The sequence below is a fragment of the Dactylosporangium sp. NPDC050588 genome (genome assembly GCF_040654975.1).
GTDB lineage: Bacteria > Actinomycetota > Actinomycetes > Mycobacteriales > Micromonosporaceae > Dactylosporangium > Dactylosporangium maewongense.
Map to the genome: position 1 here is coordinate 1 of NZ_JBFAJA010000016.1, position 25,686 is coordinate 25,686.

General features: G+C 72.5%; 26 protein-coding genes and 2 pseudogenes. 16 read left to right on the plus strand and 12 right to left on the minus strand.

What is annotated here, in order from left to right:
* Nucleotides 1–20: 20 nt before the first annotated feature.
* Genes AB0I21_RS12910 through AB0I21_RS12920 form a run of 3 tightly spaced genes read right to left on the minus strand, consistent with a single transcriptional unit; the run spans nt 21 to nt 2,707 of the window.
* Entirely contained in the window at nt 21–1,073 is a 1,053-nt protein-coding gene (locus AB0I21_RS12910; protein ID WP_360560761.1) for a histidine kinase, read from the minus strand.
* 21 nt (nt 1,074–1,094) lie between these two features.
* On the minus strand, nt 1,095–1,817 hold the full coding sequence (locus AB0I21_RS12915) for an ABC transporter permease (protein WP_354898521.1): 723 nt from the start codon (nt 1,815–1,817) through the stop codon (nt 1,095–1,097).
* A complete protein-coding gene (locus tag AB0I21_RS12920; protein WP_360560763.1) occupies nt 1,814–2,707 on the minus strand; it encodes an ABC transporter ATP-binding protein in 894 nt (297 codons plus the stop codon). Before AB0I21_RS12920 ends, AB0I21_RS12915 begins: the two co-directional genes overlap by 4 nt.
* A gap of 306 nt (nt 2,708–3,013) precedes the next feature.
* On the opposite strand from AB0I21_RS12920, the gene AB0I21_RS12925 reads away from it, so the two are divergent.
* The 3 genes from AB0I21_RS12925 to AB0I21_RS12935 all read left to right on the plus strand — a co-directional run bounded on the left by AB0I21_RS12925 (nt 3,014) and on the right by AB0I21_RS12935 (nt 4,436).
* Nucleotides 3,014–3,415 (plus strand): DUF2752 domain-containing protein, encoded by a 402-nt coding sequence (locus AB0I21_RS12925; RefSeq protein ID WP_360560765.1) that lies wholly within the window; start codon nt 3,014–3,016, stop codon nt 3,413–3,415.
* Nucleotides 3,416–3,462: 47 nt separating this feature from the next.
* Nucleotides 3,463–3,861, plus strand: a complete 399-nt coding sequence (locus tag AB0I21_RS12930; RefSeq protein ID WP_360560767.1) for an RDD family protein — start codon at nt 3,463–3,465, stop codon at nt 3,859–3,861.
* A gap of 65 nt (nt 3,862–3,926) precedes the next feature.
* The gene (locus AB0I21_RS12935) at nt 3,927–4,436 is read left to right on the plus strand and encodes a metallophosphoesterase (RefSeq protein WP_344504304.1); all 510 of its coding nucleotides are present in this window, start codon (nt 3,927–3,929) and stop codon (nt 4,434–4,436) included.
* Here AB0I21_RS12935 and AB0I21_RS12940 read toward each other — a convergent pair.
* Nucleotides 4,417–5,301: a polysaccharide deacetylase family protein gene (locus AB0I21_RS12940; RefSeq protein ID WP_360560770.1), complete on the minus strand. Its 885-nt coding sequence runs from the start codon at nt 5,299–5,301 to the stop codon at nt 4,417–4,419. The genes AB0I21_RS12935 and AB0I21_RS12940 overlap by 20 nt on opposite strands.
* A gap of 146 nt (nt 5,302–5,447) precedes the next feature.
* On the opposite strand from AB0I21_RS12940, the gene AB0I21_RS12945 reads away from it, so the two are divergent.
* The 3 genes and pseudogenes from AB0I21_RS12945 to AB0I21_RS12955 all read left to right on the plus strand — a co-directional run.
* The gene (locus AB0I21_RS12945) at nt 5,448–5,882 is read left to right on the plus strand and encodes an AraC family transcriptional regulator (RefSeq protein WP_360560772.1); all 435 of its coding nucleotides are present in this window, start codon (nt 5,448–5,450) and stop codon (nt 5,880–5,882) included.
* Between the two features lie 20 nt (nt 5,883–5,902).
* Entirely contained in the window at nt 5,903–6,331 is a 429-nt protein-coding gene (locus tag AB0I21_RS12950) for a VOC family protein (protein WP_344504307.1), read from the plus strand.
* Nucleotides 6,332–6,437: 106 nt separating this feature from the next.
* Nucleotides 6,438–6,578, plus strand: a pseudogene (locus AB0I21_RS12955) (ATP-dependent DNA ligase); the annotation flags it as partial.
* 246 nt (nt 6,579–6,824) lie between these two features.
* Here AB0I21_RS12955 and AB0I21_RS12960 read toward each other — a convergent pair.
* The 3 genes from AB0I21_RS12960 to AB0I21_RS12970 form a co-directional block, all read right to left on the minus strand.
* A complete protein-coding gene (locus tag AB0I21_RS12960; RefSeq protein WP_360560774.1) occupies nt 6,825–7,394 on the minus strand; it encodes a GrpB family protein in 570 nt (189 codons plus the stop codon).
* The gene (locus AB0I21_RS12965; RefSeq protein WP_360560776.1) at nt 7,394–8,362 is read right to left on the minus strand and encodes an ATP-dependent DNA ligase; all 969 of its coding nucleotides are present in this window, start codon (nt 8,360–8,362) and stop codon (nt 7,394–7,396) included. Before AB0I21_RS12965 ends, AB0I21_RS12960 begins: the two co-directional genes overlap by 1 nt.
* Nucleotides 8,363–8,479: 117 nt before the next feature.
* Nucleotides 8,480–9,391: an NAD(P)/FAD-dependent oxidoreductase gene (locus AB0I21_RS12970; RefSeq protein ID WP_360560778.1), complete on the minus strand. Its 912-nt coding sequence runs from the start codon at nt 9,389–9,391 to the stop codon at nt 8,480–8,482.
* Between the two features lie 169 nt (nt 9,392–9,560).
* Between AB0I21_RS12970 and AB0I21_RS12975 the strand changes: the two genes are divergently transcribed.
* The 4 genes and pseudogenes from AB0I21_RS12975 to AB0I21_RS12990 form a co-directional block, all read left to right on the plus strand.
* Complete coding sequence (locus AB0I21_RS12975) at nt 9,561–10,457, plus strand: ATP-binding cassette domain-containing protein (protein ID WP_360560780.1); 897 nt, start codon at nt 9,561–9,563, stop codon at nt 10,455–10,457.
* Complete coding sequence (locus AB0I21_RS12980) at nt 10,454–11,236, plus strand: ABC transporter permease subunit (RefSeq protein ID WP_360560782.1); 783 nt, start codon at nt 10,454–10,456, stop codon at nt 11,234–11,236. Before AB0I21_RS12975 ends, AB0I21_RS12980 begins: the two co-directional genes overlap by 4 nt.
* 1,463 nt (nt 11,237–12,699) lie before the next feature.
* Nucleotides 12,700–14,352, plus strand: coding sequence for a histidine kinase (locus AB0I21_RS12985; RefSeq protein ID WP_360560784.1), 1,653 nt, complete (start codon nt 12,700–12,702; stop codon nt 14,350–14,352).
* A pseudogene (locus AB0I21_RS12990) lies at nt 14,349–15,017 on the plus strand (response regulator transcription factor); the annotation flags it as partial. The gene AB0I21_RS12985 and the pseudogene AB0I21_RS12990, both read left to right, overlap by 4 nt.
* A gap of 3 nt (nt 15,018–15,020) precedes the next feature.
* Here AB0I21_RS12990 and AB0I21_RS12995 read toward each other — a convergent pair.
* Nucleotides 15,021–15,677, minus strand: coding sequence for a response regulator transcription factor (locus tag AB0I21_RS12995; protein WP_360560786.1), 657 nt, complete (start codon nt 15,675–15,677; stop codon nt 15,021–15,023).
* A complete protein-coding gene (locus AB0I21_RS13000) occupies nt 15,674–17,002 on the minus strand; it encodes a sensor histidine kinase (protein ID WP_360560788.1) in 1,329 nt (442 codons plus the stop codon). The genes AB0I21_RS12995 and AB0I21_RS13000 overlap by 4 nt, the downstream gene beginning before the upstream one ends.
* A 144-nt stretch (nt 17,003–17,146) precedes the next feature.
* Here AB0I21_RS13000 and AB0I21_RS13005 point away from each other — a divergent pair, with 144 nt between their 5' ends.
* From AB0I21_RS13005 to erm, 6 genes are all read left to right on the plus strand, one after another.
* Complete coding sequence (locus AB0I21_RS13005; protein ID WP_360560790.1) at nt 17,147–17,824, plus strand: hypothetical protein; 678 nt, start codon at nt 17,147–17,149, stop codon at nt 17,822–17,824.
* A gap of 155 nt (nt 17,825–17,979) precedes the next feature.
* Nucleotides 17,980–19,491, plus strand: a complete 1,512-nt coding sequence (locus AB0I21_RS13010; protein ID WP_360560792.1) for an MDR family MFS transporter — start codon at nt 17,980–17,982, stop codon at nt 19,489–19,491.
* 53 nt (nt 19,492–19,544) lie between these two features.
* Complete coding sequence (locus tag AB0I21_RS13015) at nt 19,545–20,426, plus strand: ABC transporter substrate-binding protein (protein ID WP_344504319.1); 882 nt, start codon at nt 19,545–19,547, stop codon at nt 20,424–20,426.
* Nucleotides 20,426–21,271, plus strand: coding sequence for an amino acid ABC transporter permease (locus AB0I21_RS13020; protein ID WP_360560794.1), 846 nt, complete (start codon nt 20,426–20,428; stop codon nt 21,269–21,271). The genes AB0I21_RS13015 and AB0I21_RS13020 overlap by 1 nt, the downstream gene beginning before the upstream one ends.
* 2 nt (nt 21,272–21,273) lie before the next feature.
* Complete coding sequence (locus AB0I21_RS13025; protein WP_344504444.1) at nt 21,274–22,011, plus strand: amino acid ABC transporter ATP-binding protein; 738 nt, start codon at nt 21,274–21,276, stop codon at nt 22,009–22,011.
* Nucleotides 22,012–22,311: 300 nt separating this feature from the next.
* Nucleotides 22,312–23,091 (plus strand): ErmE/ErmH/ErmO/ErmR family 23S rRNA (adenine(2058)-N(6))-methyltransferase, encoded by a 780-nt coding sequence (gene erm, locus AB0I21_RS13030; RefSeq protein WP_360560796.1) that lies wholly within the window; start codon nt 22,312–22,314, stop codon nt 23,089–23,091.
* A 29-nt stretch (nt 23,092–23,120) separates the two neighbouring features.
* On the opposite strand, the gene crcB is transcribed toward erm, so the two are convergent.
* The 3 genes from crcB to AB0I21_RS13045 form a co-directional block, all read right to left on the minus strand.
* Nucleotides 23,121–23,474, minus strand: coding sequence for a fluoride efflux transporter CrcB (crcB, locus tag AB0I21_RS13035; RefSeq protein ID WP_360560798.1), 354 nt, complete (start codon nt 23,472–23,474; stop codon nt 23,121–23,123).
* On the minus strand, nt 23,471–23,866 hold the full coding sequence (locus AB0I21_RS13040) for a CrcB family protein (RefSeq protein ID WP_344504323.1): 396 nt from the start codon (nt 23,864–23,866) through the stop codon (nt 23,471–23,473). The genes crcB and AB0I21_RS13040 overlap by 4 nt, the downstream gene beginning before the upstream one ends.
* Before the next feature lie 132 nt (nt 23,867–23,998).
* Nucleotides 23,999–25,678 (minus strand): hypothetical protein, encoded by a 1,680-nt coding sequence (locus AB0I21_RS13045; protein WP_360560800.1) that lies wholly within the window; start codon nt 25,676–25,678, stop codon nt 23,999–24,001.
* Nucleotides 25,679–25,686 lie beyond the last annotated feature (8 nt).

Genomic DNA, 25,686 nt, shown 5'->3' on the forward strand with positions numbered 1-25,686 from the left:
GTGCTCCTGCCCGTCGGCACCTACCGCATCACGCCCAGCCATTCGTCCGTCTCGTTCACGACCCGGCACTTCTTCGGCCTCGGCGCGCGGCTGGTGGGGCCGCGGCCGTCGTCGCTGATCTCGACGGCGTTGTGCTCCAGGCGGATCCAGCAATGTTTCGCGTCGCTGTGGCGGATCACGTTGGTGACGCCCTCGCGGACGACCCAGGCGAAGAGCTGCTGCCGGGCAGGGTCGGCGGCCTCGGCGGTGAGGGGCACCTCGGCCTCGATGCCGGCGGCGTCCAGGGCGCTGCGCGCCGAGGCGAGCTCCGTCGCCAGGGACATCTCGCGGTAGCCGGAGACGGCGGCACGCACGTCGACGAGGGCCTCGCGGACGAGCCGCTGGATGTCGGTGAGCTCGGCCTCCGCGAGGTCGGGGGCGATGTGGACCAGCCGGGCGGCGAGCTCGCTCTTCACGGACACGACGGTGAGGGAGTGGCCGAGGAGGTCGTGCAGGTCGCGGGCGAAGCGGTTGCGTTCGGCGGCGACGGCCAGCTGGGTGATCTCCTCGCGGGCCTCGGCGAGCTGGGCGTTGCGCTGCATGAAGCGGGTGACACCCCAGACGGCGAGGGCGGCGACCAGGACGGCGAAGGTGAGGTCGATGCCGCCGTCCCAGCCGGGCACGAGCTTCGGCAGGGCGGCGGCGCACGCGGCGGCGCTGAAGACGACGGTCCAGGCGAGGCGCGGGCCGAGCGAGAACACGGCCATGACGCCGACGTAGACCAGCGCCGTGAGGCCCGACTCGCCGACGATGAGCGTGAGCGCCGCGGTGAGGGCGATCATGACCCCGAGCCGCCACGCCGCGGAGGGAAGGACCATGGGGGCGCCGGTGCGTCGCATCGCGGCGCGGGCGGCGACGAAGGACATCAGGTAGAGCGCGCAGAAGGCGAGCGCCGCGGCGAGGCCGGCGACGCGCTCCCAGACCTCCGGGCGGCGCCAGGCGTCGCCGATGGGGCCGGCCATGTAGAACAGCCAGACCGCGGCCCACAGCCAGAAGAACCTGGGTGCGGACCGGCGGCTGGTTGGGTCACTCATGACGGACACGGTACCGACGACTCAGGCGCGGGCGGTGTCGACGCGGAACCGGCGCAGCGCGACGAGCGCCAGCACGAGCGTCCAGCCGCCGAGGACCAGGATGGCCTGGACGTCGATGTGGCCGTGGTCGAGCGGGCTGCGGGCGACCTGCCCGGTCCAGTAGGAGGGGGTCAGCTTCGCGATCTGCTGCATGAAGCCCGGCATGAGCGAGACCGGCACCCAGAGCCCGCCGAATGCGGCGAGGGTCAGGTTGAGCAGCGCGGTGACCTGCTGGACGCCGTCGGGCTTCGCGAGGTAGCCGATGACGACGCCGAGCGCGGCGAAGGGCAGCGCGGACAGCCAGGCGCCGACGAAGCACAGCACCCACTCGGTCGCGGTGAGCCGGATGTGCAGGCCCAGGGCGCCGACGAGGAACGTGACGAGGGCCGGCGGGATGGCGACGAGCAGCGCGACGATGACCTTGTTGACGACGTACCCGCCGGGGGACAGGGGCGTGAGGCGCAGGGTGCGGTTCCAGCCGAGGCCGCGCTCGACGGCGATGGTGCTGCCGCTGGTGAGGGCGGCCGTCATGGCGCCGAAGAGGGCCATGCTGACCATGACGTACTTCTTGGCGTCGGCGTCGCCGCCGACGGACACGCCGCCGATGATGAGCAGGAGCAGGGCCGGCATGAGCATCGAGAAGATGACGACGCGCTTGTTACGGACGAGACGGACGATCTCCATGCGGAGGTAGGTCGTGTTCACTTGCTGCTCCCGGCGGCGGTGAGGGCGATGAAGGCGTCTTCGAGGTTGCGCGCGGTGACTTCGACTTCGCGCGCGTCGGTGGAGTTGAGCAGGGACCGCAGGGCGGTGTCGGAGTCGTCGCAGTGCAGCATGACGACGTCGCCGCGGGTCTCGACCCGGTCGACGCCCGGCAGGGCGGCGAGGCCGACGAGGTCGGCGCCGGGGAGGGTGGCGCGGATCGTCCGGCCGGTCACGGCCGCCTTGATCTGTGCGGCGGTGCCGTCGGCGATGACCTGGCCGGAGCGCAGGAGCACGATGCGGTCGGCGTAGGCGTCGGCCTCGTCGAGGTAGTGGGTCGCGAAGAGCACCGTGCGCCCCTGCGCCGTCTCCTGCCGCATCGTCGTCCAGAACCCGCGACGGGTCTCGACGTCCATGCCGGTCGTCGGCTCGTCGAGGACCAGCAGGTCGGGGTCGGCGACGAGGGCCATCGCGAAGCGGATGCGCTGCTGCTGCCCGCCGGAGAGACCGCCGACACGCTGGTTGGCGAACTCGGCGACCCCCGCGCGTTCGAGGACCTCCGGCACCGGACGCGACCGCTGCTGCAGGGCGGCGGTGAGGCGCACCGTCTCGCCCGCGGTGAGGTCCGGCAGCAGGCCGCCGCTCTGCAGCAGCGCGCCGACCGTGCCCTTCGCGATCGCCTTCGCCGGGGACTGCCCGTCGAGCAGGACCGTGCCCTCGTCGGGGCGCAGGAGGCCGAGCAGCATGTCGATCGTCGTGGACTTGCCCGCGCCGTTCGGGCCGAGGAGCGCGACGACCTCGCCGCGGCGGATCGTGAGGTCCAGCCCGTCCACAGCGGTGAGGGCACCGAACCGTTTCGTGAGGCCGGTCAACTGGACTGCTGCGTTCGTCATGCCAGAAGCATCGCCGGGCATCCACCCCGGCGGATCTGTCCGGCGTCACCCGCGACCCCATGATGGATGTCATGCCGAGGCGCATGCCGGATCACCCGAGCGCCCTGATACGCATCCATCAGGCAAATATTTCGTATCGTTATCATTGCGTCCTCGCCCGTTTCATCCGCCTGTGTACCGAAATCGGGTGACTCATGTAGCCACCTTCGGCGTAGATGTCGGTCGTTCGGATGAGCTAACGGGGTGGTGATGGCCTGATCCCGTGCCATACGATCGCGGTCCCATACCGTCGATCGAGCAGGTCACGTGCGCACGCAGCTGTCCGTCCCCGAACGTATCGGCGCCCTCGGCGCCGGTATCGCGGTGGCCGCGGCGTTCTGGCCGATGTTCACGGCATCCACCGGTCTCGGTGCGCCGTGTCTGCTGCGCACCTTCACCGGCGTCCCGTGCCCGGCCTGCGGTCTGACCACCGCCGCGGTCGAGCTGGTGCACGGACACGTCGTGGCCTCGGCGGCGGCGAATCCGGCCATCCTGGGCGTCGCGGCGGTGACCGCCGTGACGGTACCGCTGCTGCTGCTGCGCCAGGTCGGTGTGGTCGGTGCCCCGGTGCCGTGGTCCGGCAGGGCCCGATCGCGCATGGGCTGGGTCATGCTCGTGGCGGCAGCCATGAGCTGGGCCTTCCAGTTGCACCGGCTCGGGTTCTCCTGAGCCGGAAGTTGTTGCAGTACCCCCACTTTTCTCGTCCAAGGAGTTCCATGAACCTCGCAACGTGGCCCGTGCGGGTCGGCGCCTTCATCGTCGACTACATCCCCGCCTGGCTCCTGTTCGGCATCGGCGCGGGCGTCGGCCGCAACGACGACGGCACGCTCGGCCCGATCTACTTCGTGTTCTCGCTGCTCGGCTTCGGCTACATCGTGTACAACCGCTGGATCCTCGGCGGCAAGGGCCAGAGCCTGGGCAAGAAGGCGCTGGGCCTGTACCTGGTCAAGGAGCAGACCGGCCAGCCGATCGGCGCGGGCATGGCGTTCCTGCGGGACATCGCCCACATCGTCGACAGCATCATCTGCTACATCGGCTGGCTCTTCCCGCTCTGGGACGCCAAGAAGCAGACGCTGGGCGACAAGATCGTCGGCACGGTCGTCACCAAGGCGTAAGTCCGCCATGGGAAGCACCCCGGACCTCCGGGGTGCTTTTTCATGCGCCCGGTAGCGTCGGCGTGATGAGGCTCGTGCTGGTCGCCGACACCCATGTACCGCAGCGGGCGCGTGACCTGCCGGCCCAGCTGTGGGCGGCGGTCGAGGCCGCCGACGTCGTCATCCACGCCGGTGACTGGGTCGACGAGCCGTTCCTGGACCGGTTCGAGGCCCGGTGCGCGCGGCTGATCGGTGTGTACGGCAACAACGACGGTCCGGCGCTGCGGGCCAGGCTGCCCGAGGTCGCCGACGTCGACCTCGACGGGCTCCGGGTCGCCGTCGTGCACGAGACCGGCCCGGCGACCGGCCGCGAGCAGCGCTGCGACGCCCGCTTCCCGGGCCGGGACCTGCTCGTCTTCGGCCACTCGCACATCCCGTGGGACACCGTCACACCCGCCGGCCTGCGACTGCTCAACCCGGGCTCACCGACGGACCGCAGGCGCCAGCCGTACGCCACCTACATGACCGCGACCGTGACCGGCGGGGCGCTCGTCGACACGGTGCTGCACCAGGTGCTCAGAGCGCCTCGAGCGTGAAGTACTGCTTCAGGAACGGCAGCAGCGTCTGGTACGCGATGATCGTGTCGGGCTGCTTGTTGTCGTGGGACAGCACGATCGAGCCCTGCCGGACGTGCTGTTTCACGTCGGCGATGACCCGCCTGATGTGGGCGGCGTCGTCGGCCTCCTTCGTGTGGTTCCAGTCCGCGGGGTCGACGTCCCAGTAGATCGACGCCATCCCCAGGTCCTTCGCCTTCGCGATCAGGCCGGGGGTGAAATTGCCGCCGGGCGCGCGGAAGTACTTGATCGGGGCGCCGGGGGCGGCGGCGTGGATGGCCTCGTTGGTGCGCTTGAGGTCCCAGTCGATGTAGCCGGGATCCTTCTTCGCGAGATTGGTCAGGTGCTGCCACGAGTGGTTGCACAGGGTGTGCCCCTCGTCGGCGATCCGCCGCACCAGGGCCGGGTTGTCCCGGGCGCGGAAGCCGACCAGGCAGAACGTGGCCTTGACGCCGTTGTCCCGCAGCAGGTCGAGGATCTTCGGGGTGTTCACCGGGTCGGGCCCGTCGTCGAACGTCAACGCGACCGCGGTCGTCCCGGTGCGGCTCTGCGAGCCGGCGGCGCCGTGACCGGAGCCCGGCGGGCGGATCACGAACGTGCCCTCGGGCCCCTTCACCGTCGACGCGCTCGCCTTCGGCGACGGCTTCCCGGCCGGTGACTTCGACGCGGACGGGCCCGTCGACGGCGACACGTCGGCTGTCGGGGTGGGGTCCGCGGACGCCGTCGCGGAAGGGGCGCCGGTGGCGGGCCGGGCGGCCTGGTGGTCCTGCTTCTTGTCCGACCCGCACGCCGTGAGGGCGAGCATCGAGGCGATCAGCAGCGTGACCACGGACCTGCGTCGGGGCACGTTGAACGCTCCTTACAACAAACGGCAAAACGCGTTGCCCGGCCAACGTAGCCGAATCCGGGCATGATTCACATCCCCTCTAACGGAAAGGAGGCATGTGAATACGTAGGGTCATGGGGCTCGATACTGCCGTTTATGGTGCTGGCATGACGACGACCAGGGTGGTGCCCGTGCAGCTCCTACCGCATCTACGCCGTGCCCGGGACCATCTCGACCGGCACTATCGCGAGCCCCTCGACCTCGACGCCGTCGCCGCCGTCGCGTGCGTCTCCAAGTACCACTTCGTGCGCAGCTTCGAGTCGGCGTATGGCGAGACGCCCATGCGTTACCTGACCCGCCGCCGGATCGAGCGCGCCCAGGACCTGCTGCGCTCCGCCAACCTGACCGTCACCGAGATCTGCATGCTGGTCGGCTTCAGCAGCCTCGGCTCGTTCTCCTCCAAGTTCACCGCGATCGTGGGCGAGAGCCCGACCGCCTACCGGGACCGCTGGGCGGCCCTCGGCAATCCGCACGTCCCGGGCTGCTTCCTGTTCATGAACGGCGTGCTGACGCGCAATTCTGGAGAAGCACCCCGAAGCTGACGGTCAGTAACGTTGTCCGCATGATCTCGAACGTTTCGCTTGTCACGCTGTACTGCCTCGACCAGGACAAAGCCCGCGACTTCTACGTCGACGTGCTCGGCTTTGAGGTCCGCACCGACGTCACGTTGGGTGAAGGTTACCGCTGGCTGACGATCGGCCACCCGAGCCAGCCTGAGCTGGAGGTGACCCTTATGCTCCCCGGCCCGCCGCTCGACGAGGAGGCCGCCGCATTCGTCCGCCGCCAGCTGGAGAAGGGTCAGATGGGCGCGCTCGGCCTCCGTGTCGACGACTGCCACAAGACGTTCGAGGAGCTGTCCGCGAAGGGGGTCACGTTCCTGCAGGAGCCCTCCGACCGCCCGTATGGCGTGGAGGCCGTCATGCGCGACATCACCGGCAACTGGCTGGTCTTAGTCGAGCCCCGCGCCTTCACACCGTCAGACTTCAGCTGACGGACACCAGCACGCCAGGGTGAGCCCTGACCTTCGCCCCGAGTCCCGCAATGTACGCGGAGGGCTGCTGACGACAACGAACCGGTTTGCCCGGCACGACGGTCATCGCGACCTGGTCGACGACCTCGACGCCGTCCGTTCGCAGATCAGCCTGGCGCTGACGGGGCGGCCGCTGTCAGTGGTGCGGGTGCTGCGGGGCCGGCCGCCCTTCATGCAGAAGAACCTGCCGAAGTGCACGCCCAACTTCGGCCAGCACACCCCGACCTGACGCTCGAAGTGCCCGGTTCCGCAGGCGGCATGCCCGGCTCCGTGATGCTGGGTGGCCTCGCATCGCGTTGGCTGATGTCGTGTTCGGGATGGCTGGCCCTGCGACGGGTGTGGCCGGTGCAGCGATTCGCGGGGACCTTCAGCGATGCGCGGATGCCGTCGCGTCGGCCTGGCTGGTAGGCATCGGTGTGCGGAGGTGTTGCGGCTCGAGGTCGCGGGGCTGGGCTCATGGCTGGTGGGTGTTGTGCGCTGACCAGCCGGTGGCGGCGGCCCATTCCTCTGCCGCGACGATGACGAGGTCGACGACAGGGTCCTTGACATCGCTGTAGACGCCGAGGGCGTCGGGGGCGCCGGAGATGGCGTCGGCGAGGGCGGACTTGAAGGCGCCGTAGGCCGGGACGGCGGCGGGGTGGGCGCGGAACCAGTCGCGGAAGAGCAGGGCCAGGCGTTCGTTCGGGGAGCCGGCGCGCCGGACGTGCAGGTTGATGCCGGGGCCGGACCACATCCGCTTGGTCCATCGGGCCGGGTCGTCGGTCAGGCCGGCGGGCACGTGGTCGCGCTCGAACGGCATGCGGGACAGGCCCAGGGCCTGCAGCGGGGCGTCCAGCGGCGCGTCGAGGTCGGCCACGCTGACCTGCAGGTCGAGGATCGGCTTGGCGGGCATGCCCGGGATCGACGTGCTGCCGATGTGCTCGACGGCGGCGGCGTGCGGGGCCAGGTCGTGCAGGAGTCGGGCGGCGAGCGCGAGGCCCTGGGCCGCCCAGTCCTCGCGCGGCGCGTCGACGACGATCGGCATCAGGGCTCCACCGTGGCTTCGCGCTTGGCCTTGGCGCGGCGTTTGCCTTCGTGCATCGCCTGCACGCGTGGCACGGGGATCGTGTGGCCTTCCTCGATCAGGGCGGCGTCGAGTCGTTGCGGGGGTGGCATCCGCTCGGCCCACGGGTCGGCGCCGGCGAGGAGGGCGGGCACGGTGTGGACGGTGAAGTCGGCCGGCGTGACGTCGTCGAGGTCGTCCCAGGCGACCGGGAACGAGACCGGCGTGCCGGGGCGCAGCCGTGGACTGTACGCGGCGGCGACCGTCGCGCCGCCGACCCTCGTCGGGTCGAGGAAGACCTTGCCCTCGCGGTCCTCGCGGATGAAGGCGGTCGTGGCGAGGGACGGGTCGAGCCGGGCGGCGCGGGCGGCGACCGCGCGGGTGGCGGCGGCGATGTCCTCCATCGGCGCATGGGCGTCGATGGGCACGAACACGTGCAGGCCCTTGGCGCCGCTCGTCTTCACCACACTGTCCATGCCGAGGTCGGTGAGCACGGCCCGGATCAGCCTGGCCGCGCCGACCGCGAGCCCGAACGCGTCCGGCGCCGGCGGGTCCAGGTCGAGGATCATGTGGGTGGTGTGCGCGAAGTCGGGTGCCTTCGACAGCAGCGGGTGGAACTCGACGGAGCGCTGGTTGGCGAACCAGAGCAGGGTCCGCCGGTCCTCGCACAGCCCGTAGGTGACGTTGCGCTTGGACGACTCGGCCCAGACGGTCACCCGGGGCACCCAGTCGGGCGTGTACTTCGGCAGGTTCTTCTGCATGAAGGGCGCCTGGCCGCGCAGCACCCGCACCACCGACAGCGGACGCCCCGTCAGCGCCGGGATGATCTGCGAACGGACGGCGTCGAGGTAGTCGACCAGGTCGCGCTTGGTCGCTCCCGCCTCGTCGAACAGGGTCTGATCGAGGTTCGTCAGCGCGACGCCGTCGCGCTCCTCATTCGCAGCGGTCACCGCCACACCGTAACCCCCGTCCGATGCCAGACACTGGAACCTAGTGTCCTAGGAAGCGTAACGCGACGTGACCCCGGCCGCCAGTCGCAGCCGGGGCAGACCCTCAACGAGCGCGGGTCACGCCGCTTCCTCCAGTACCAGATCCATGTTGATCAGACCGGCGGTGCTGACGCCGGCGGCGGCCGAGGCGATGACCGTGGCCATCGGCTCGGTGACGTTGCCCGCCAGGTAGACCCCGGGGACGCTGGTGGTTCCGGCGGGACCGGAGGGGAGGTGCGTGCCCAGCGGCACGCCGTGCGCCTCGAAGGCGGCCGGCGCCAGTCCCAGCGGTTCGAGGAACGCGGCCCGTGCCGCCACCCGTCCCATCGCGACCAGCGCCTCGACCGGCACGATGGTGCCGTCCGCGAGGTGGGCGCCGTCCGCGCCGTACGAGACGACCTCGCCCTCGACGATCCGGATCCCGCGCCGGTCCAGCCGCGCGACCTCGTCCGGGGTCGGGGCGGGGGCGGTGTGCCGCAGCAGCGTGACCTGCGGGGTCCACTGCCGCCACAGCAGCGCCTGGTGGGCCGCCATGCCGGTGGTGGCGAGGACGGCGACCGGCCGGTCCCTGACCTCCCAGCCGTGGCAGTACGGGCAGTGCAGCACCCGGCTGCCCCAATGCTCGGCGAGGCCCGGGATGTCCGGCAGCTCGTCGACGAGGCCGGTCGTGGCGAGGATCCGCCGCGCCGACACGGTCCGGCCGTCCGCCGTCTCGACGGTGAACTTCGGCGACGCACCGGTGACGGCGGTGACGACGCCGTCGCGGATTTCGCCACCGTACTGGTGGACCTCGGCCCGTCCGGTCGACAGCAGCTCCGCCGGCGGCGTGCTCTCCCGGCCGAGGTAGTTGTGCACGTGGCCGGCGGGGGCGTTGCGGGGCTCGCCGGCGTCGATGACCAGCACCCGGCGGCGGGCCCGGGACAGGGTGAGCGCGGCGCTCAGGCCGGCCGCGCCGCCGCCGATGATCACTACGTCGTAGTCGTTGTCCATGCCACGAGCGTCCGTCGCCCTGGCGTGAACCGCAATGGTGCTTGCTGAAACAGCAAGAGTGGGTCGTCTGTGGGTAGGACGCGGGTCCTACCTGAGGACGAGAGATCGTGGTTCGGGTCGCTACCTGAGACTGTCGTCGCGGGTCCGTGACCGGCCGTAGCGTCGGGGCATGATCGAGGCGCAGGCATTGAGCAAACGCTACGGCGGCACCGTCGCCGTCGATGCACTGTCGTTCGCCGTGAAGCCCGGGCAGGTCACCGGGTTCCTCGGGCCCAACGGCGCCGGCAAGTCCACCACCATGCGCATGATCGTCGGGCTGGACCACCCGACGTCGGGCACCGCGACGGTCAACGGCCGTCCGTACCGGGCCCACCCCGACCCGCTGCGGCAGGCGGGCGTCCTGCTCGACGCCCGTTCCGTCCACAAGGGACGGTCGGCCCGCGGGCACCTGCTGGCGCTCGCGCACACCCACGGCATCCCCGCCACCCGCGTTGAGGAGGTCCTCGGGCTGGTCGGCCTGGAGCCCGTGGCGCACCGGCGCGCCGGCGGGTTCTCCCTCGGCATGGGGCAGCGGCTCGGCATCGCCGCGGCGCTGCTCGGCGATCCCGCCGTCATCATTCTCGACGAGCCGGTCAACGGGCTGGACCCCGACGGAGTCCTGTGGATCCGCAACCTGTTGAAGGACCTCGCCGCGGAGGGGCGCACGGTGCTGGTGTCCAGCCACCTGATGAGCGAGATGGCGGTCACCGCCGAGCACCTCGTCATCGTCGGCCGGGGCCGGCTCCTCGCGGACACCACCGTCGCCGAGCTGATCGCCCGGGTCGCGGTCGGCACGGTCGTGGTCCGCTCGCCCGACGCCACGGCGCTGCGCGACGCCCTGACCGCCACCGGCGCCGTCGTCACCGGCGTCGAGCCCGGCCTGCTGCACGTCACCGCCGCCACCGCCGAGCACATCGGTGACGTCGCGCGCGCCGCCGGCATCGCCCTGCACGAGCTCACCCCGCGCCGTGCGTCCCTGGAGGAGGCCTACATGGAGCTCACCGGATCGGAGGTCGAATACCGATGAGGCTCACGTTTCCGCGCGTGCTGCGCTCCGAGTGGAGCAAGCTGCTGTCGCTGCGCTCGACCTGGCTCACCCTCGGCGTCATGGCCGTCGTCACCGTCGGCCTCGCCGGCGCGGTCGGCTATGGCGTGCACCGTTCCGTCCTCGGTGGCGGCGGTGCACCCGACGTGGCCAGGGCCGTCAGCGCCGGTTTCCTGCCCGTCGACTTCGTCGTGCTCGTCGTCGGCGTGTTCGGCGTCCTGCAGATGACCGGTGAATACGGCACCGGGTCCATCCGCTCCACCCTGACCGCGGTCCCGCGCCGCTGGCCCGTCGTCTGCGCGAAGGCCGTCGCCCAGGCGGCGCTCACGGTGCCGCTGATGACGGTGGTGTGCCTCGGGTCGTTCCTGGTGTGCCAGGCGTTCCTGGGCGCCGACGGCGCGTCGCTCGGCGACCCGCAGGTGCCGCGGGCGGTCGCGGGCGCCGCGGCGGGTCTCGTCCTCACCGGCCTGCTCGGCCTCGGCGTCGGCACGCTGCTGCGCCACTCCGCCGGTGCGATCACCGCGCTCGTCGCCGCCATGTTCGTCGGCCCGGCGCTGCTCGGCGCCGCGCTGCCCGCCGACCGCGCCGACGACGTCATGCGCTTCGTGCCGACGGTCGCCGCCCAGGCCATGTACAGCGTCGACGGCTCCGGAAACCCGTTCAAGACCTTCTCCCCGGCCGTGTCGGCCCTGGTCCTGGCGGGCTGGGTCGCGCTGTTACTGCTCGCCGGCACCCTCGTCCTGCGACGCAGGGACGCCTGACCCCACCCGCACGCCATTGCGGCCCGGTCGCGCCCAGCGGTGCGACGCGGTCCGCGCCACGCCACCCTTCGCCCACCGGGGCGGGCCGGGCAGTGAGCGGGGCGGAGAGGCGTGGTCGCGCCTCATCGCTGCGCGTGGCCGGCCATCAGCGGGGCCGCGGCGGTCGCCGTCATGCCCCGCTGATGCCCGGCCGGCGTCGGCGGGGCGGCGCTCGCCAGGTGGTCACGGAGATGTCCGGGTCGGGCGTGAGTGGGGCGGAAACGGTCCTGGCCGTGCCGTTGTCGCTCGACCGGGGCTGGTAGGAGCGGCGGTGCCGCTGGTGTCGTCGTCGCGTGGCTGGGTCTGGGCGATGTGGGGGAGCGGTCCTGGTCGTGCCGTCACTGCTCCGTCCGTCGGGCCGGGGCGAGGCGCAGCGGTCCCCGTCGTGCCGTCGCCCGGCTGGGTCAGGCGTGAGTGGGGCGGAAACGGTCCTGGTTGTGCCGGCCGTGCTCTGCCGGGTCGGGGCAGGAGCTGAGGTGGAGGGGTGCTGATCGTGCCGTTGTCATGTGGCCGGGCCGGGCCGGGCGCTGCGCGGTGCTGGTCGCGTCTCATTGCTGGGCCGGGCCGGGCATCAGCGGGCGCGGGGTGTCGGTCGTGCCGTCCCCGCTTGGCCGGTGTCTGGTAGGAGCGGCGGTGCTGTTGGTGTCCTCGTTGCGTGGCTGGGTCGGGGCATTGAGCGGGGAGCGGTGTTGGTCGTGCCGTCCTTGCTTGGCCGGTGTCTGGTAGGAGCGGCGGTGCTGTTGGTGTCCTCGTTGCGTGGCTGGGTCGGGGCTTTGAGCGGGGAGCGGTGTTGGTTGTGCCGTCCTTGCTCGGCCGGGCTTGGCAGGAGCGGTGTTGGTCGTGCCGTCCTTGCTTGGCCGGTGTCTGGTAGGAGCGGCGGTGCTGTTGGTGTCCTCGTTGCGTGGCTGGGTCGGGGCATTGAGCGAGGAGCGGTGTTGGTCGTGCCGTCGTCGCTCGGCCGGGCTTGGCAGGAGCGGCGGTGCTGTTGGTGGCGTTGGTGCGTGGCCGGGTCGGGCGATGAGCGGGGGAGCAGTGCTGGTCGTGCCGTCGTTGCTCCGTCGGGGCGGGGGCGAGGTGCGGCGGGACCGTTCGGGCCGGGGCACCGTTAGTTGGCGGGGTCGGCGGTCGCGGGGCGGCGGGGCGATTCTGGTCGTGCGCCTCGTCGGCGCAGCAGGGGGGCGGTGGTACCGGGTAGGGCAGGACGATCGTGGGTCTGCGTGAGTCGTCGGCTCTCGGCGGAGGCGTCGGTGCGGGTGCTGGGGGCGGGACGATCGTGGGTCTGCGTGAGTCGTTGGCTCTCGGCGGAGGTGTCAGCGCGGGTGCTGGGGCGGGACGATCGTGGGGCTGCGGCAGTCGTTGGCTCTCGGCCGGGGCATCGGTGCGGGTGCTGGGGCGGCACGATGAGGTCCGGGGAGGGGGATCGGATGGTGGAACGGGAGCCGCCGGTGGTGCGGGACCGGGTCGCGGCCGGGGTGGCGGGGGTGGGGGCGCGGTGGTTCGGCGGGGTGCGGGGGTTCGTGGTGCGGCACCCGCGCTGGGTCGACGGTGCGCTCGCTGCCGGGGTCGGGCTGGTCAACGCGGACCGGGCGCTCGCCGGGGCCGGGGCGGCCGGGGTGGCGTTCTACGTGGGGGTTCATCTGCTGCTGGTCTGGCGGCGGGCGGCGCCGGTGCTGGTGTGCTGGGCGGTGCTCGGGCTCGCGGTCCTCGGGCTGGTGGTCGTCGGGGTCAGGGTCGAAGGGCTGCATCCGGAGGCGGTGATCGCCATCGGGGTGTACACCGTTGCGCGGCACGCGGTGCTGCGGCGGCTCGTGCCGGTGGTCGTGGTGGTCGGGTCGCTGGCGCTCACGGCGTCGTTCTCGGCGGGGCCGCGGTGGACGGCGGTGGGGTTCGTGACGTTCGGGTTGACCGCGGTGGTGTTGCTGGGGTTGGTGGTGCGGACCCGGCGGGCGTACCTGGCCGAGCTGGAGGACCGGGCCTGGCGTCTCGAACGCGACCGTGACCAGCGGGCCGAGATCGCCGTCGCCGCGGAGCGGGCCAGGATCGCGCGGGACATGCACGACATCGTGGCGCACCACCTGTCGGTGATGGTGACGCTCGCCGATGCGGCGACGTTGACGGCGGCGTCGTCGCCGGGCGAGGCGGTGACGGCGATGCGGCACGTGTCGGGCACCGGCCGGCAGGCGCTCGGGGAGATGCGTCGCGTTCTCGGGCTGCTGCACGAGGACACCCGGGCCGCCGCGTCCGGGGGCGCGGGCGGTGCCGGTGATGTGGCGGCGAGCCCGCAGCCGGGATTGGCGGATCTGGATGCGCTCATCGCCGGCGTACGGGCGGCGGGCCTCCACGTCGAGGTCACCACCGAGGGCGTGCCGGGTCGGCTGGGGCCCGGCGTGGAGCTCGCGGTGTACCGGATCGTCCAGGAGGCGCTCACCAACGTGCTCAAGCACGCGGGTGCTTCGAGCCGGTCGGGGGTGCGGGTGCGGTACACCGGCGACCGCGTCGAGCTCGAGGTCACCGACGACGGCACGAGCGCCCCGCGCGGCGGCGGGCAGTCCGGTGGCAGGGGCATGACCGGCATGGCGGCGAGAGCGGCGGCGTACGGAGGCCGGTTCGCGGCCGGTCCACGCACCGGCGCCCCGGGCTGGTCCGTCCGCGCGACCCTCCACGGCGACCCGGCAAGCGATGCCCCGGCAATCAGCGCCCCCGCGAGCGGTCGTCGCGCAAGCGGTGGCCCAGCGGGCGGAAGTCCGGCGAGCGGTGGCCCGGCAAAGGACAGCCCGGTGGATGGTCCGGCAAAGGACAGCCTGGTGGATGGTCCGGCAAAGGACGGCCTGGTGAGTGATCGGCCAAAGGACAGCCTGGTGAGTGGCCCGGCAAAGGACAGCCTGGTGAGTGGTCGGGCAAAGGACGGCCCGGCGAGCGGTCGTCTGGCAGAGGACGGCCCGGCGAGCGGGGGTCCAGCGAGCGAGACGATCGTCGACCGCGGTGGCACGACACAGGCGGCTGTGCGGGCCGGCGACCCGACGAGCGGCCCGGCAAGCGGCGTGGCGGGGCGTGGGGGAGGGGGTGGCGGGGCGTGAGCATCAGGGTGTTGCTGGTGGACGACCAGCCGTTGCTGCGGCTCGGGTTCAGGATGATCCTGTCGACGCAGCCGGACCTGGACGTGGTCGGGGAGGCGGGGGACGGCGTGCAGGCGGTGGCGATGGCCGCGGCGCTCGCGCCCGACGTGGTGCTCATGGACGTGCGGATGCCGGTGGCGGACGGGATCGAGGCGACCCGTGGCATCGTGGGGTCGGGGTCGGCGGCGCGGATTCTGGTGCTGACGACGTTCGACCTGGACGAGTACGTGTGGGCGGCGCTGCGGGCGGGTGCCAGCGGGTTCCTGCTCAAGGACGTGCAGCCGGCGGACCTGACGGGGGCGATCCGGTCGGTCGCGGCGGGGGACGCGGTCGTCGCGCCGCGGGTGACGCGGCGGTTGATCGACGCGTTCGCGGGGCACCTGCCGGACCCGGCGGGCGAGGTGTCGGAGGCGGAGCGACTGCTGGAGGGGTTGACCGTCCGGGAGCGGGAGGTGCTCGTCGAGGTGGCCCGCGGCCGGTCCAACCTGGAGGTCGCGGCGGTCCTGTCGCTGTCGGAGGCGACGGTGAAGACCCACGTGGGGCGGCTGCTGATGAAGCTGGGGCTGCGGGATCGGGTGCAGATCGTCGTGTTCGCGTACGAGGCGGGGGTGGTGCGCCGGGGTGGGTCATTAGGCGGCGCCGGGGCGGATCAGGCCGCTTTCGTAGGCGAACGCCACGGCCTGGACGCGGTCGCGGAGGTCGAGCTTGGTGAGCATGCGGGAGACGTACGTCTTCACGGTCGCCTCGCCGAGGAACAGCGATGCGGCGATCTCCGCGTTGGAGCGGCCGCGGGCGACGAGGCGCAGCACGTCGACCTCGCGTTCGGTGAGCGTGGCGAGCTGCGCGGCGGCGCGGGGGTCGGCGACGGGGGAGGCGGCGTAGGAGGCGATGACCCGTAGCGTCACGGCGGGGTCGAGCAGCGCCTGGCCGGCGGCGACGGTCCGGACGGCGTGGACGAGCTGTTCGGGTGGGGCGACCTTGAGCAGGAAGCCGCTGACCCCGAGGCGTAGCGCCCGGCGGACTGCCTCGTCGTCGTCGAAGGTGGTCAGGATGATCACCTTGGTCGGGCCGGCGGCGAGGATGTGGCCGGCGGCCTCGATGCCGTCGCCGTGGGGCATGCGGACGTCGAGGAGGACGACGTCGGGGTTGGTGCGGCGGACCTCGTCGAGGGCGCGGACCCCGTCGGCGGCCTCGCCGACGACCTCGATGTCGGGCTGGTGGTCCAGGAGCATGCGCAGTCCGGCGCGGATCATCGCTTCGTCGTCGACGACCACGACGCGGATCATGATGCGGTACCGAGGGGGAACGACGCCCGGACGGTGAACCCGCCGGGTCGCGCGCCGGCGGTGAGGGTGCCGGAGAAGACGGCGATCCGTTCACGCATCCCGATGAGCCCGTGCCCGCCCCCGTCCGGAGCGGTGGCGGGCTCGGGGGCGGTGGAGGGCAGGACGTTGTCGACGGTGAGGGTCAGGCGGTCCGTTGCCCGGTGCAGGTGGACGCTGGTCGCGGCGGTGCCGGCGTGGCGCAGGACGTTGGTCAATGCCTCCTGCAGGACCCGGTAGGCGGAGATGTCCTGGGCGCGGGGGACGCCGGTGAGGTCGCCGTCGACGGTCAGTTCGACGGGCAGCCCGGCGGCGCGCAGCTGCGCGACCAGTTCCTCGGCGCGGGCGATGGACGGCTGGGCGACGAGCAGGTCGGGTGTGTCGCGGAGGATGCCGACGAGGGTGTGCAGCTCGCGGACGGATTCGCGGCCGAGCCGTTCGACGCCCTGCAGCATCTCTGCCTGTGGTGTGCCGGCCGGGAGGGTAGCGCGGACGGCGCCGAGCTGCAGGACCATGACGCTGATCGAGTGGGCGACGGCGTCGTGCATGTCGCGGGCGATCCGCTGCCGTTCCTCGGCGACGATCGCGTGCTCGCGGGCGTCGCGTTCGGCGTCGAGGGCGGTGGTGAGCCGGGCGAGGAGTTCGGCGCGGTCCTGGAGCCGGCGGGCGAGGAGGCCGACGCCCCAGGCGCCCCAGCACAGCAGGCCGAAGAACAGGTTCTCCCAGGCCATGGCGGCGAGCCCGCCGACCGTGGATCCGGCGGCGCGGCCGGCGATCCACGTGCCGAGGCTCGCCATGAGCTGCGCGGCGAGCGGCGCGGGCCAGGACCCGACCGACCAGAAGGCGAACCGCGCGGGCCGGGAGCCGGCCGACCAGAAGGCGAACCGCGCGGGCCGGGAGCCGGCCGACCAGAAGGCGAACCGCGCGGGCCGGGAGCCGGCCGACCAGAACCGGGACGGCCGCGACGTAGCGGGTGGCCAGGAGGCCGCGCGCTGGTAGCCGGCCCAGCCGGGGGCGAGGAAGAACCCGAGGACGGCGGCGCCGGTGGGGCCGTTGAGCCCGCCGGCGACCGCGACCGGGAACGCGGCGGCGACGACGGCGGAGCCGGCGATCGGGAACCGGCCGGCGAGGGCGGTGCCGGCGACGACGGTGGCGAGCGCGGCGGCGGGCACGGCCGGCGCGGCGGAGAACGCGCTGTCGAGGAGGATCTCGGCGACGCCGATGACCGCGAGGGTGACGGCGGCGGCCCAGGGAAGCAGGGCGGCCCGGCGCGCGAGCGTGCGGTGCATGGGTTGATCCTATTGCCGCAGTTCAGGGCCCCGGGTCGGCCGTGCGGCGGACAGCGTGACGGTGCCGTGTCCGTCGCGCGGCGGACGCGGGTCGAGACGCCGGACAGCAGACCGTGGGGAGGGCCGGACCATAGCGTTTGCGGCATGAACGAACACGCAACCACGGCCCACCGGGTCCTTCCATACGCCGCCGGCACGTCGCTGATCGCCGGTGCTGTCCTCTTCTTCGCCGGCCTTGCCACGTCCCCGCCGAGCACCGGCGACGACAAGGCCTCATACCTGCAGTCGTTGGCCGCCGACCCGTTCCAGACGCAGCTGTCGGCGCTGCTGCTGCACTACGGCAACCTGCTGATGGGCGTCGGGATGCTGGCGCTGCCGCTGCTCGTGCGGGGGCGCCGCGGCAGCGTCATGACGCTCGTCGGGGCGCTGCTCGGGGCGCTGTTCCTGACCGAGATGTCCGGGGCGCTGCTGTCGGACTGGTTCCACATGGAGATCGGCCGGAACCTGCCGGTCGAGCAGGCGGTGGCGCTGTCGGACAAGGTGCTGGCGCACCCCGCGCAGCAGCTGGCGTTCAGCCCCGGCCCGCTGGTGTCGCTGGCGCTGCTGCTCACGTTCGTCGGGCTGGCGCGGGCCGGTGTCATCGGCTGGTGGTCGCTGGGCGGGATCGTCCTGGGCTACGCCGGGCTGCTGCTCATGCCGTACGACACACCGATCCTCCCGGCGGTGGGGACCCTGCCGATGCTGGCGGTGATGGCGTTCGCCGGCCTGCGGGTCATCGAACGGGCCAGGATCACCACACCGGAACCGGTCCGCGTCGCATAGAGAGACGCCGCAGAGAGACGCCGCAGAGAGACGCCGCAGAGAGACGCCGCAGAGAGGCGTCGCAGAGAGGCGTCGCAGAGAGACGGACCTCACGACCGGCGGGCCACGCGACGGCGTACAGCGCCGGAGCCGCCCGCCGGTCGTAAGGTGTGTGCATGGTCGACGCCACTTTCACGCCCCGGACGGCGGTGGGCCTGCGTTCGGAGCGTGGACCGGTCCTGGCCTCGGTGATGCTGACCACCGGGCTCGTCGCGCTCGACAGCACGATCATCGCGACCGCCGTGCCGTCCGTCGTCCGGGACCTCGGCGGGTTCTCGCAGTTCCCGTGGCTGTTCTCGGTGTACCTGCTGACCGCGGCGGTGACGACGCCGCTGTACGGGAAGCTGGCGGACGTCGTCGGCCGCCGCCCGGTGATGTTCGCCGGGATCGCCGCGTTCCTGGTCGGGTCGGTGCTGTGCGGGTTCGCGTGGAGCATGCTGACGCTGATCGTGTTCCGGGCGGTGCAGGGCGTCGGCGCCGGCGCGATCCAGCCGATGAGCATGACGATCATCGGTGACCTGTACACGGTGGAGGAGCGGGCCAGGGTCCAGGGGTACGTCGCCGGGGTGTGGGGCGTGTCGTCGGTGATCGGTCCGGCCATCGGTGGTGTGTTCGCGGACTACCTGTCGTGGCGGTGGATCTTCTTCGTGAACATCCCGGTCGGGCTGGCCGCGGTGTGGATGCTCGTGCGCAACCTCAAGGAGCGCGTCGAGCGGCGCCAGCACCGCATCGACTACCTGGGCGCGTCGCTGCTGGTCGCGGGCTGCACGCTGCTGATCCTCGGCACGCTGGAGGGCGGCATCACGTGGGCGTGGACGTCGGTGCCGAGCGTGGCGATCTTCTCCGGTGGTGCCGTGCTCATGGTCGCGTTCTGGTTCGTGGAGCGCCGGGCCGCCGAGCCGGTCCTGCCGCTGTGGGTGTTCCGGCACCGGATCCTGGTCGGTGGCAACCTCGTCGCGCTGGTCGTCGGCGCGTTGCTGATCGGGCTCACCTCGTTCGTGCCGAGCCTCGCGCAGGGTGTGCTGGGGGCGAGCGCCGTCGGCGCCGGGTTCGTCGTCGCGGCGATGTCGCTGGGCTGGCCGATCGCCGCGACCCTCTCCGGCCGGCTCTACCTGCGCATCGGGTTCCGTGACACGTCCCTGGCGGGTGGCGCGGTCATCGTCGCCGGGAGCGTCATGTGTGCGGTGCTCGGCCGGTACACCGGCATCGGCTGGCTGACGGTCGCCTGTTTCGTCATCGGCGTCGGGCTCGGGCTGACGTCGAGCCCGACGCTCGTCGCGCTGCAGTCGGTGGTCGGCTGGGACCGGCGGGGTGTCGTCACCGGCACGAACATGTTCTTCCGGTCGATCGGCAGCGCCGTCGGCGGGGCGGTGTTCGGCGCGATCGCCAACACGACCCTCGACCGGCGGTTCGCGGCCGCGCCGCCCGGTGTGCGGGAGCGGCTCGGCGGCGCCGACGCGACCGACGTGGTGCTGAAGGGCAACGGCACCCAGCCGGCGGTCCTGGAGTACGCGCGGGGCAGCCTGTATGCGGCGACACACCACGTGTTCATCGCCCTGGCCTGCGTCGCGGTCCTCGGCGCCGGCGCGGTGCTGCTGATGCCGCGCCGGGCCACACCGTTGCCGTGATCCGACACACGGTAGATCCATTTCCTACCGGTCAGGTGGGTACGATCGCCGCCATGCGCTCCAGGACCCTCCTCCTCGCCGCGGGTCTCACCGCGGCCCTCGCCGCCGCTGCCGGCTGCGCACCGGCCGACGACGACACTGCATCCCCGGCCGCCTCGAGCGGCGCCAGCCCCGGCACAGCGACCTGTGACCCGGCGAACCTCAAGACGGTCGCCGCGGGCAAGCTCACGATCGCGACCGACGAACCCGTCTACGAGCCGTGGTTCAAGGACAACAAACCCGAGTCCGGTGAGGGCTTCGAGTCCGCGGTCGCGTACGCCGTCGCCACGAAGCTCGGCTACAGCAAGGACCAGGTCGTGTGGACCCGGGTCACGTTCAACAACGCGATTGCCCCGGGCAAGAAGACGTTCGACTTCGACGTCAACGAGTTCTCCATCACCGACGAGCGTAAGCAGGCCGTCGACTTCTCCGCCCCGTACTATGACGTGACGCAGACCGTGATCGCGTTGAAGACCTCGAAGATCGCCGGGGCGAAGAGCGTCGCGGACCTGAAGGGCGCCAAGCTCGGCGCGCAGGTCGGCACCACCAGCTACCGGTCGATCACCGAGGTGGTGCAGCCGTCGGCGCAGCCGCAGGTGTACAACAACAACGACGACGCGAAGAAGGCCCTGCAGAACGGGCAGATCGACGGGCTCGTCGTGGACCTGCCGACGGCGTTCTACATCACCGGCGCCGAGATCACCGACGCGCAGATCGTCGGGCAGCTGCCGCAGCCGTCCGGCACTCCGGAGCAGTTCGGTCTCGTGCTCGACAAGGGTTCGTCGCTGACCGGCTGCGTCAGCCAGGCCGTCGACGCGTTGCGCGGTGACGGCACCCTCAAGACGCTGACCGACAAGTGGTTGTCGTCGGTGCAGGGCGCGCCGAAGCTCAGCTGATGACGTTCAAGCCCAGCCCGTTGCAGCTGGAACGGGACGCGTACCGCCGCCGGCAGACGATCCTGTCGGTGGCGGTCGCGGCCGTGTCCACGCTGGTCGTGGGGGTTCTGCTGTACGCGGCGGTCACCGGCGCGCCGGGCTGGCACCGGTTCCGTGCCAGCTTCCTGTCGGTGGACGCCGCCCGTGACTCGTTGCCGGCGGTGCTGCGCGGCCTGTGGCTCAATGTGCGGCTGCTCGTCGTCTGCGCGGTCGCGGCGGTGCTGCTCGGTCTCGGCATCGCGACCCTGCGCACTGTCCGGCCCGCGGTGTTCTTCCCGTTGCGGGCGCTCGCCGCCGGCTACACGTACACGTTCCGCGGGCTGCCGCTGATCGTGACGCTGTACCTGTTCGCGTTCGGGGTGCCGGGGCTGCGGCTGAGCGGCACCCCGTCGGTGCTCGTGCTCGGCGGGATCGCGATCGTGCTCACGTACGGCGGCTACATCGCCGAGGTGTTCCGCGCCGGCATCGAGTCGGTGCACCCGTCGCAGCGGGCCGCCGCCCGGTCCCTCGGCCTCAACTACCGGCAGACGATGCGGCACGTGGTGCTGCCGCAGGCGGTGCGGCGGGTCGCGCCGCCGCTGCTCAACGACCTGGTCGCGATGCAGAAGGACGTCGGGCTGATCTCCCTCGCCGGGCCGATCGACGCGATCCGGGCCGCGCAGATCGAGACCGCCGGGTCCTACAACTACACCCCGTACGTCGTCGCCGGGGTCCTGTTCGTGCTGCTGGCGATCCCCGTCGTCGCCGTCACCGACTGGGTCACGCTGCGCGCCGCCCGCCGCCAGTCAGGAGACAACCGGCTGTGACCCTGCTGTCCATCAACGGCGTGCACAAGCTGTTCAACGGCAATCCGGTGCTGCGCGGGGTGTCCCTCGACGTCGCCGAGCATGAGGTCGTCGCGCTCATCGGCGCCTCCGGCTCCGGCAAGTCGACGCTGCTGCGCTGCGTCAATCTCCTCGAACAGGTCGACGACGGCACCATCCACCTCGACGGTGAGGACATCACCGACCCGCGCGCCGACCCGGACAAGGTCCGCCGCCGCATCGGCATCGTCTTCCAGGCGTTCAACCTGTTCCCGCACCTGAGCGTCCTGGACAACGTGACGCTCGCGCCGCGGCACGTGCACAAGCTGCCGGCGCGGGAAGCCGAGGCGAAGGCCCTCGCGCTGCTGGAGCGGGTCGGTCTCGCCGGCAAGGCCCGCGCCTACCCCGACCGGCTCTCCGGCGGCCAGCAGCAGCGGGTCGCGATCGTCCGCGCCCTCGTCAACGACCCGCGGCTGCTGCTGCTCGACGAGGTCACCTCCGCCCTCGACCCGGAGCTGGTGGGGGAGGTCCTCGCCCTCATCCGTGACCTGAAGACCGACGGCGTCACGATGGTGATCGCCACCCACGAGATGAGCTTCGCCCGGCAGGTCGCCGACCGGGTCTGCTTCCTCGACGGCGGTGTCGTCGTCGAGGAAGGCCCGCCGGAGCAGGTGTTCGGCGCCCCGCGGGAACCCCGCACCCGCCAGTTCCTGCAGCGCATCACCGAAGCGGGCCGCCTGTGAACCACCCGGCTGCCGGTTCCGGCGAAAACCGCGTGCACCGGGGTGGGCGGCTCGGATATGTTGCGGCGATGACCATGACGCATGCTCTCCTCGCGGCGGCGGCGATGTCGGCCGTGCCGGCCATGCGCCTGCGCGCCCGGCGTCGCGCCCTGGTCCGCCAGGTGTGACGCACACCTTGTAGGGCGTCGCCACCCGAGTCGCGCCAGGGCCCTCCGAGTCCATCTTCGGAAACGGACGGGCCGCGATGCCGCCTGTCCGTGTTCGCCGCCCTTCGTCGGGGCGGCAGACGGGACCACGGTCATGGCGCCATCCGCTCATTCTCGCAGCCGTCGCGTGTACGGCCAGAACCTGCTCACCGCACCCACCGCGATCCACCGGCTCGTCGACGCCGCCGGGCTCGACCCGTCGACGCTCGTCGTCGAGGTCGGGGCGGGCCGCGGGCACCTCACCGCCGCGCTCGCCGAGCGGTGCCGCCGGGTGATCGCCTACGAGGTCGACCCGGACCTGGCGGCGGCCCTGACGGCGGCCCTGCCGGCCCGCGACGGCGTCACCGTCCGGGTCGCGGACTTCCTCGCCGCGCGGCCGCCGGCGGGACCGTTCGCGGTCGTCGGCAACATCCCGTACGCGCTGACGTCCGCCGTCGTCGACTGGTGCCTGCACGCTCCCGGGCTGACCGGCGCGACGCTGCTCACCCAGCTGGAGTACGCCCGCAAACGCACCGGCGACTACGGCCGCTGGAGCCGCCTCACGATCGCGACCTGGCCGTGGTGGGACTGGCGGCTCGCGGGGCGGGTGCCTCGTGGGGCGTTCCGGCCCGTGCCCCGGGTCGACGGCGGCATCCTGCGGCTGACCCGCCGCCCGCAACCGCTCGCCCCGGCCCGCGGCTACGCGGGGTTCGTGGAGCTCGGGTTCAGCGGGGTCGGCGGCTCGCTGCATGCGTCGCTGTGTCGCCGGTACGACCCGCGCCGCGTCTCGGGTGCGTTCCGGGCGCTGCGGCTCGACCCGGACACGCCCGTCGGGCTGGTCTGGCCCGAGCAGTGGCTGACCCTGTTCCGCCTGCTCCAGCACCGTCCGCGGTAGCTTGACGAGCGCCGCCGCCCGGCCGGCTGCTACCGCAGCGTCTGCGTCAGTGTGTAGCCGGCCGTCGCGGCGGCGAGTCCCAGCACCAGGCTCGCCGTCACGTACGCGGCCGCCCGCCGCGGCCGGCCCTCCTCGACGAGGCGCAGCGTCTCCAGGCTGAACGTGCTGTACGTCGTCAACGCGCCGCAGAACCCCGTGCCCACCAGGGTCCTCACGGTGGCGGGCAGCGCGTCGCCGGCGCCGATCAGCGACCCGAGCAGCGCGCTGCCGAAGACGTTGACGATCAGCGTCCCGAGGGGTGAGCGGTCCTTGAGCGCCCGCTCGGTGAGGTACCGGGCGGGCGCCCCGACCGCCCCGCCGATCAGCACCAGCAGCAGCGTCATGCGGGACGCCTCGTCAGGCGGCGGGCGGACCACACGCCGAACGACACGGCCGCCATCGCGGTGACCAGCGTCCCGGCGACGTAGGCGGCCGCGGTCCAGGCGGCACCCCTGGAGGCGAGGACGACGGCGTCGACGGTGTAGGTGGAGAACGTCGTGAACCCGCCCAGCACCCCGACCCCGAGCAGCGGCCGCAGCAGCGGGTGCCGGCCCTCGACGACGACCACGAGGACCCCGATGAGCAGGCATCCTGTCGCGTTCACGGCGATGGTCGACCACGGCACGCCCGCCTGGGCGTCGTGCGGCAGCAGCAGCGCCACCCCGTACCGGGCGGCGCTGCCCGCTGACCCGCCCACGGCGACGGCGCCGAGGACGTGCGAGGGGCGTGCGGACATCGGGTCAGGGTACCGGTTTACCCGATCCGTACCCGCCGCTGACCACGGCGACGCCCACGCATCGGACGCTGGGCCGCATGCAGCGCTCGATGCGGTTGATGATCGTGCCCGCCGGCTCCCGGGGCTTGTGCGTCAGCCCGCCTCAGGCAGCCGGGAGATGATGGTGAAGCCACCGGCGGGGACGAGGGCGCGGATACGGCCGGCGGTCGTCGTGTAGTGCTCCAGCTCCTCGCCGCCGGGGTCGTTGACGGTCACGGTCGCGGCGCCCTCAAGGGCCCCGCCGGCCCCGCCGGATCTGGTCGCCATGTCGACGTCGCAGACGCGGGTGCTCGTCGCGACGCTGCGCAGCAGCGTCACCCGCGCCCGGTGCTGCGGGTCGCGCAGCGTCAGGCAGTGGATCTCCCCGTCGTCGCGGCAGCTGCCGGCCGTCGTCGACGTGTCCGGGTCCGCCTCGGCGATCCGCGCGACCGCGGCCGCGTGCGGGTCCGCGTCCAGGGCCAGCATCGCCAGGAGTCCGTGGATCGTCGACTCCGCGCCCGCGTCGCGGTGCACCACCCCGCGCCGTTCCTGCTGCCGCGGCGCCCCGTCGACGATGTCGACACCGTCGTAGGTGCGGCCGGTCGCCGGGTCGTACATGGGCGCGCCGGCCGGGTTGTTGCCGAAGAACCACGAGCCGGCGATCCCCGCGAGCGTCGACAGCGCCGGGCGGCCCGTCACCCGTGCCGTGGTCAGCAGCGACTCGACGCGGGACTGCGCGCCGTACGACAGCTGCACCCCGTCGATCGTCAGCGCCTCCCGCGCGCCCGGCACCGCGACCCGCAGGTTGTCCGGTCCGCCCTCGACCAGCAGGTGCGGGGTGAACGACGCGGCGTCGGCCAGGGCGGCGTCGCGGGCGGCGAGGTCGCCGGCGACCTCGTACACGCGGGCGAGTCCGGCCGGTGCGAGCCCGGCCCACGCGTGCCAGGCGCTGCGGGACAGCGCCGACGGCAGCACCGCCCCGAACGGCCACGTCCACGGGGTGCCGGTCCGCATCGCCGTGACGCCCTCGGCGAGCTGTTCGATGAGCTTGCGGGCGTCGTCGTCGCCGGTGCAGCCGGTGTACGCGCAGAGCCCCAGCAGCGCCTCGCCGGTGAGGTCGGCGCCGTCGCCGATCAGCCACGCCGGGGTGGCGGACTCCTCGACGACGCGCCACTGGCCGTACCGTGGCAGCACCTGCCGCCGGATGGCGCTCATCGCCAGCCGGAGCCGGCGGCGCAGGAACGCCGGGAACTCGGGCTCTCCGCCGTCGTCGGCGCTGAACGCGGCGAAGCCCTCGCCGAGCGCCCATACGGTGCGGGCCAGCCACGCCGACTCACCCTCGTCGGACGGGTCGGGGCTCTCCGCGGGGATGCCGCTGCGGTTCAGGGTGCCGTCCGGCTGCTGCCACAGCACGACGTTGCCGTGGGCAAGGTCGCCGGGGTCGTCGTCGGTCTCGTCGTCGTGGACGGTCTGCAGGAAGCACAGGCCGCGCAGCAGCTGCCGGGCGGCGTCGCGGCTGGTGCCGGCGCCGGTCGCCCGCCAGTGCCGCACATAGACGACGGCGGCGCGGGCGATGTCGTCGGCGTTGAACGCGCCCTGCGTGTAGTAGCCGTTGTCGGGGTCGACGGGCCCGCCGCCGACCGGGAGGTAGGTGCCGTCCGGGAGCCGCTCGGCGTAGGTCCAGACGACCTCGACCGCCGGCTCCTCGGCCAGGCGGAACGTCGTATGCCCCGGCTGCGGCGGCGGGGTGAGGCGGACCCGCAACGAGTCCAGATGCGCGAGATTCGTCAGCACCGGACCGG

Excerpts from the sequence above, each read along its gene's own strand:
- AB0I21_RS12910 (WP_360560761.1), bottom strand. The coding sequence starts at position 1,073 with ATGAGTGACCCAACCAGCCGCCGGTCCGCACCCAGGTTCTTCTGGCTG.
- AB0I21_RS12920 (WP_360560763.1), bottom strand. The coding sequence starts at position 2,707 with ATGACGAACGCAGCAGTCCAGTTGACCGGCCTCACGAAACGGTTCGGT.
- AB0I21_RS12930 (WP_360560767.1), top strand. The coding sequence starts at position 3,463 with ATGAACCTCGCAACGTGGCCCGTGCGGGTCGGCGCCTTCATCGTCGAC.
- AB0I21_RS12935 (WP_344504304.1), top strand. The coding sequence starts at position 3,927 with ATGAGGCTCGTGCTGGTCGCCGACACCCATGTACCGCAGCGGGCGCGT.
- AB0I21_RS12945 (WP_360560772.1), top strand. The coding sequence starts at position 5,448 with ATGACGACGACCAGGGTGGTGCCCGTGCAGCTCCTACCGCATCTACGC.
- AB0I21_RS12950 (WP_344504307.1), top strand. The coding sequence starts at position 5,903 with ATGATCTCGAACGTTTCGCTTGTCACGCTGTACTGCCTCGACCAGGAC.
- AB0I21_RS12960 (WP_360560774.1), bottom strand. The coding sequence starts at position 7,394 with ATGCCGATCGTCGTCGACGCGCCGCGCGAGGACTGGGCGGCCCAGGGC.
- AB0I21_RS12970 (WP_360560778.1), bottom strand. The coding sequence starts at position 9,391 with ATGGACAACGACTACGACGTAGTGATCATCGGCGGCGGCGCGGCCGGC.
- AB0I21_RS12975 (WP_360560780.1), top strand. The coding sequence starts at position 9,561 with ATGATCGAGGCGCAGGCATTGAGCAAACGCTACGGCGGCACCGTCGCC.
- AB0I21_RS12980 (WP_360560782.1), top strand. The coding sequence starts at position 10,454 with ATGAGGCTCACGTTTCCGCGCGTGCTGCGCTCCGAGTGGAGCAAGCTG.
- AB0I21_RS12985 (WP_360560784.1), top strand. The coding sequence starts at position 12,700 with ATGGTGGAACGGGAGCCGCCGGTGGTGCGGGACCGGGTCGCGGCCGGG.
- AB0I21_RS12995 (WP_360560786.1), bottom strand. The coding sequence starts at position 15,677 with ATGATCCGCGTCGTGGTCGTCGACGACGAAGCGATGATCCGCGCCGGA.
- AB0I21_RS13000 (WP_360560788.1), bottom strand. The coding sequence starts at position 17,002 with ATGCACCGCACGCTCGCGCGCCGGGCCGCCCTGCTTCCCTGGGCCGCC.
- AB0I21_RS13005 (WP_360560790.1), top strand. The coding sequence starts at position 17,147 with ATGAACGAACACGCAACCACGGCCCACCGGGTCCTTCCATACGCCGCC.
- AB0I21_RS13010 (WP_360560792.1), top strand. The coding sequence starts at position 17,980 with ATGGTCGACGCCACTTTCACGCCCCGGACGGCGGTGGGCCTGCGTTCG.
- AB0I21_RS13015 (WP_344504319.1), top strand. The coding sequence starts at position 19,545 with ATGCGCTCCAGGACCCTCCTCCTCGCCGCGGGTCTCACCGCGGCCCTC.
- AB0I21_RS13020 (WP_360560794.1), top strand. The coding sequence starts at position 20,426 with ATGACGTTCAAGCCCAGCCCGTTGCAGCTGGAACGGGACGCGTACCGC.
- erm (WP_360560796.1), top strand. The coding sequence starts at position 22,312 with ATGGCGCCATCCGCTCATTCTCGCAGCCGTCGCGTGTACGGCCAGAAC.
- crcB (WP_360560798.1), bottom strand. The coding sequence starts at position 23,474 with ATGACGCTGCTGCTGGTGCTGATCGGCGGGGCGGTCGGGGCGCCCGCC.
- AB0I21_RS13040 (WP_344504323.1), bottom strand. The coding sequence starts at position 23,866 with ATGTCCGCACGCCCCTCGCACGTCCTCGGCGCCGTCGCCGTGGGCGGG.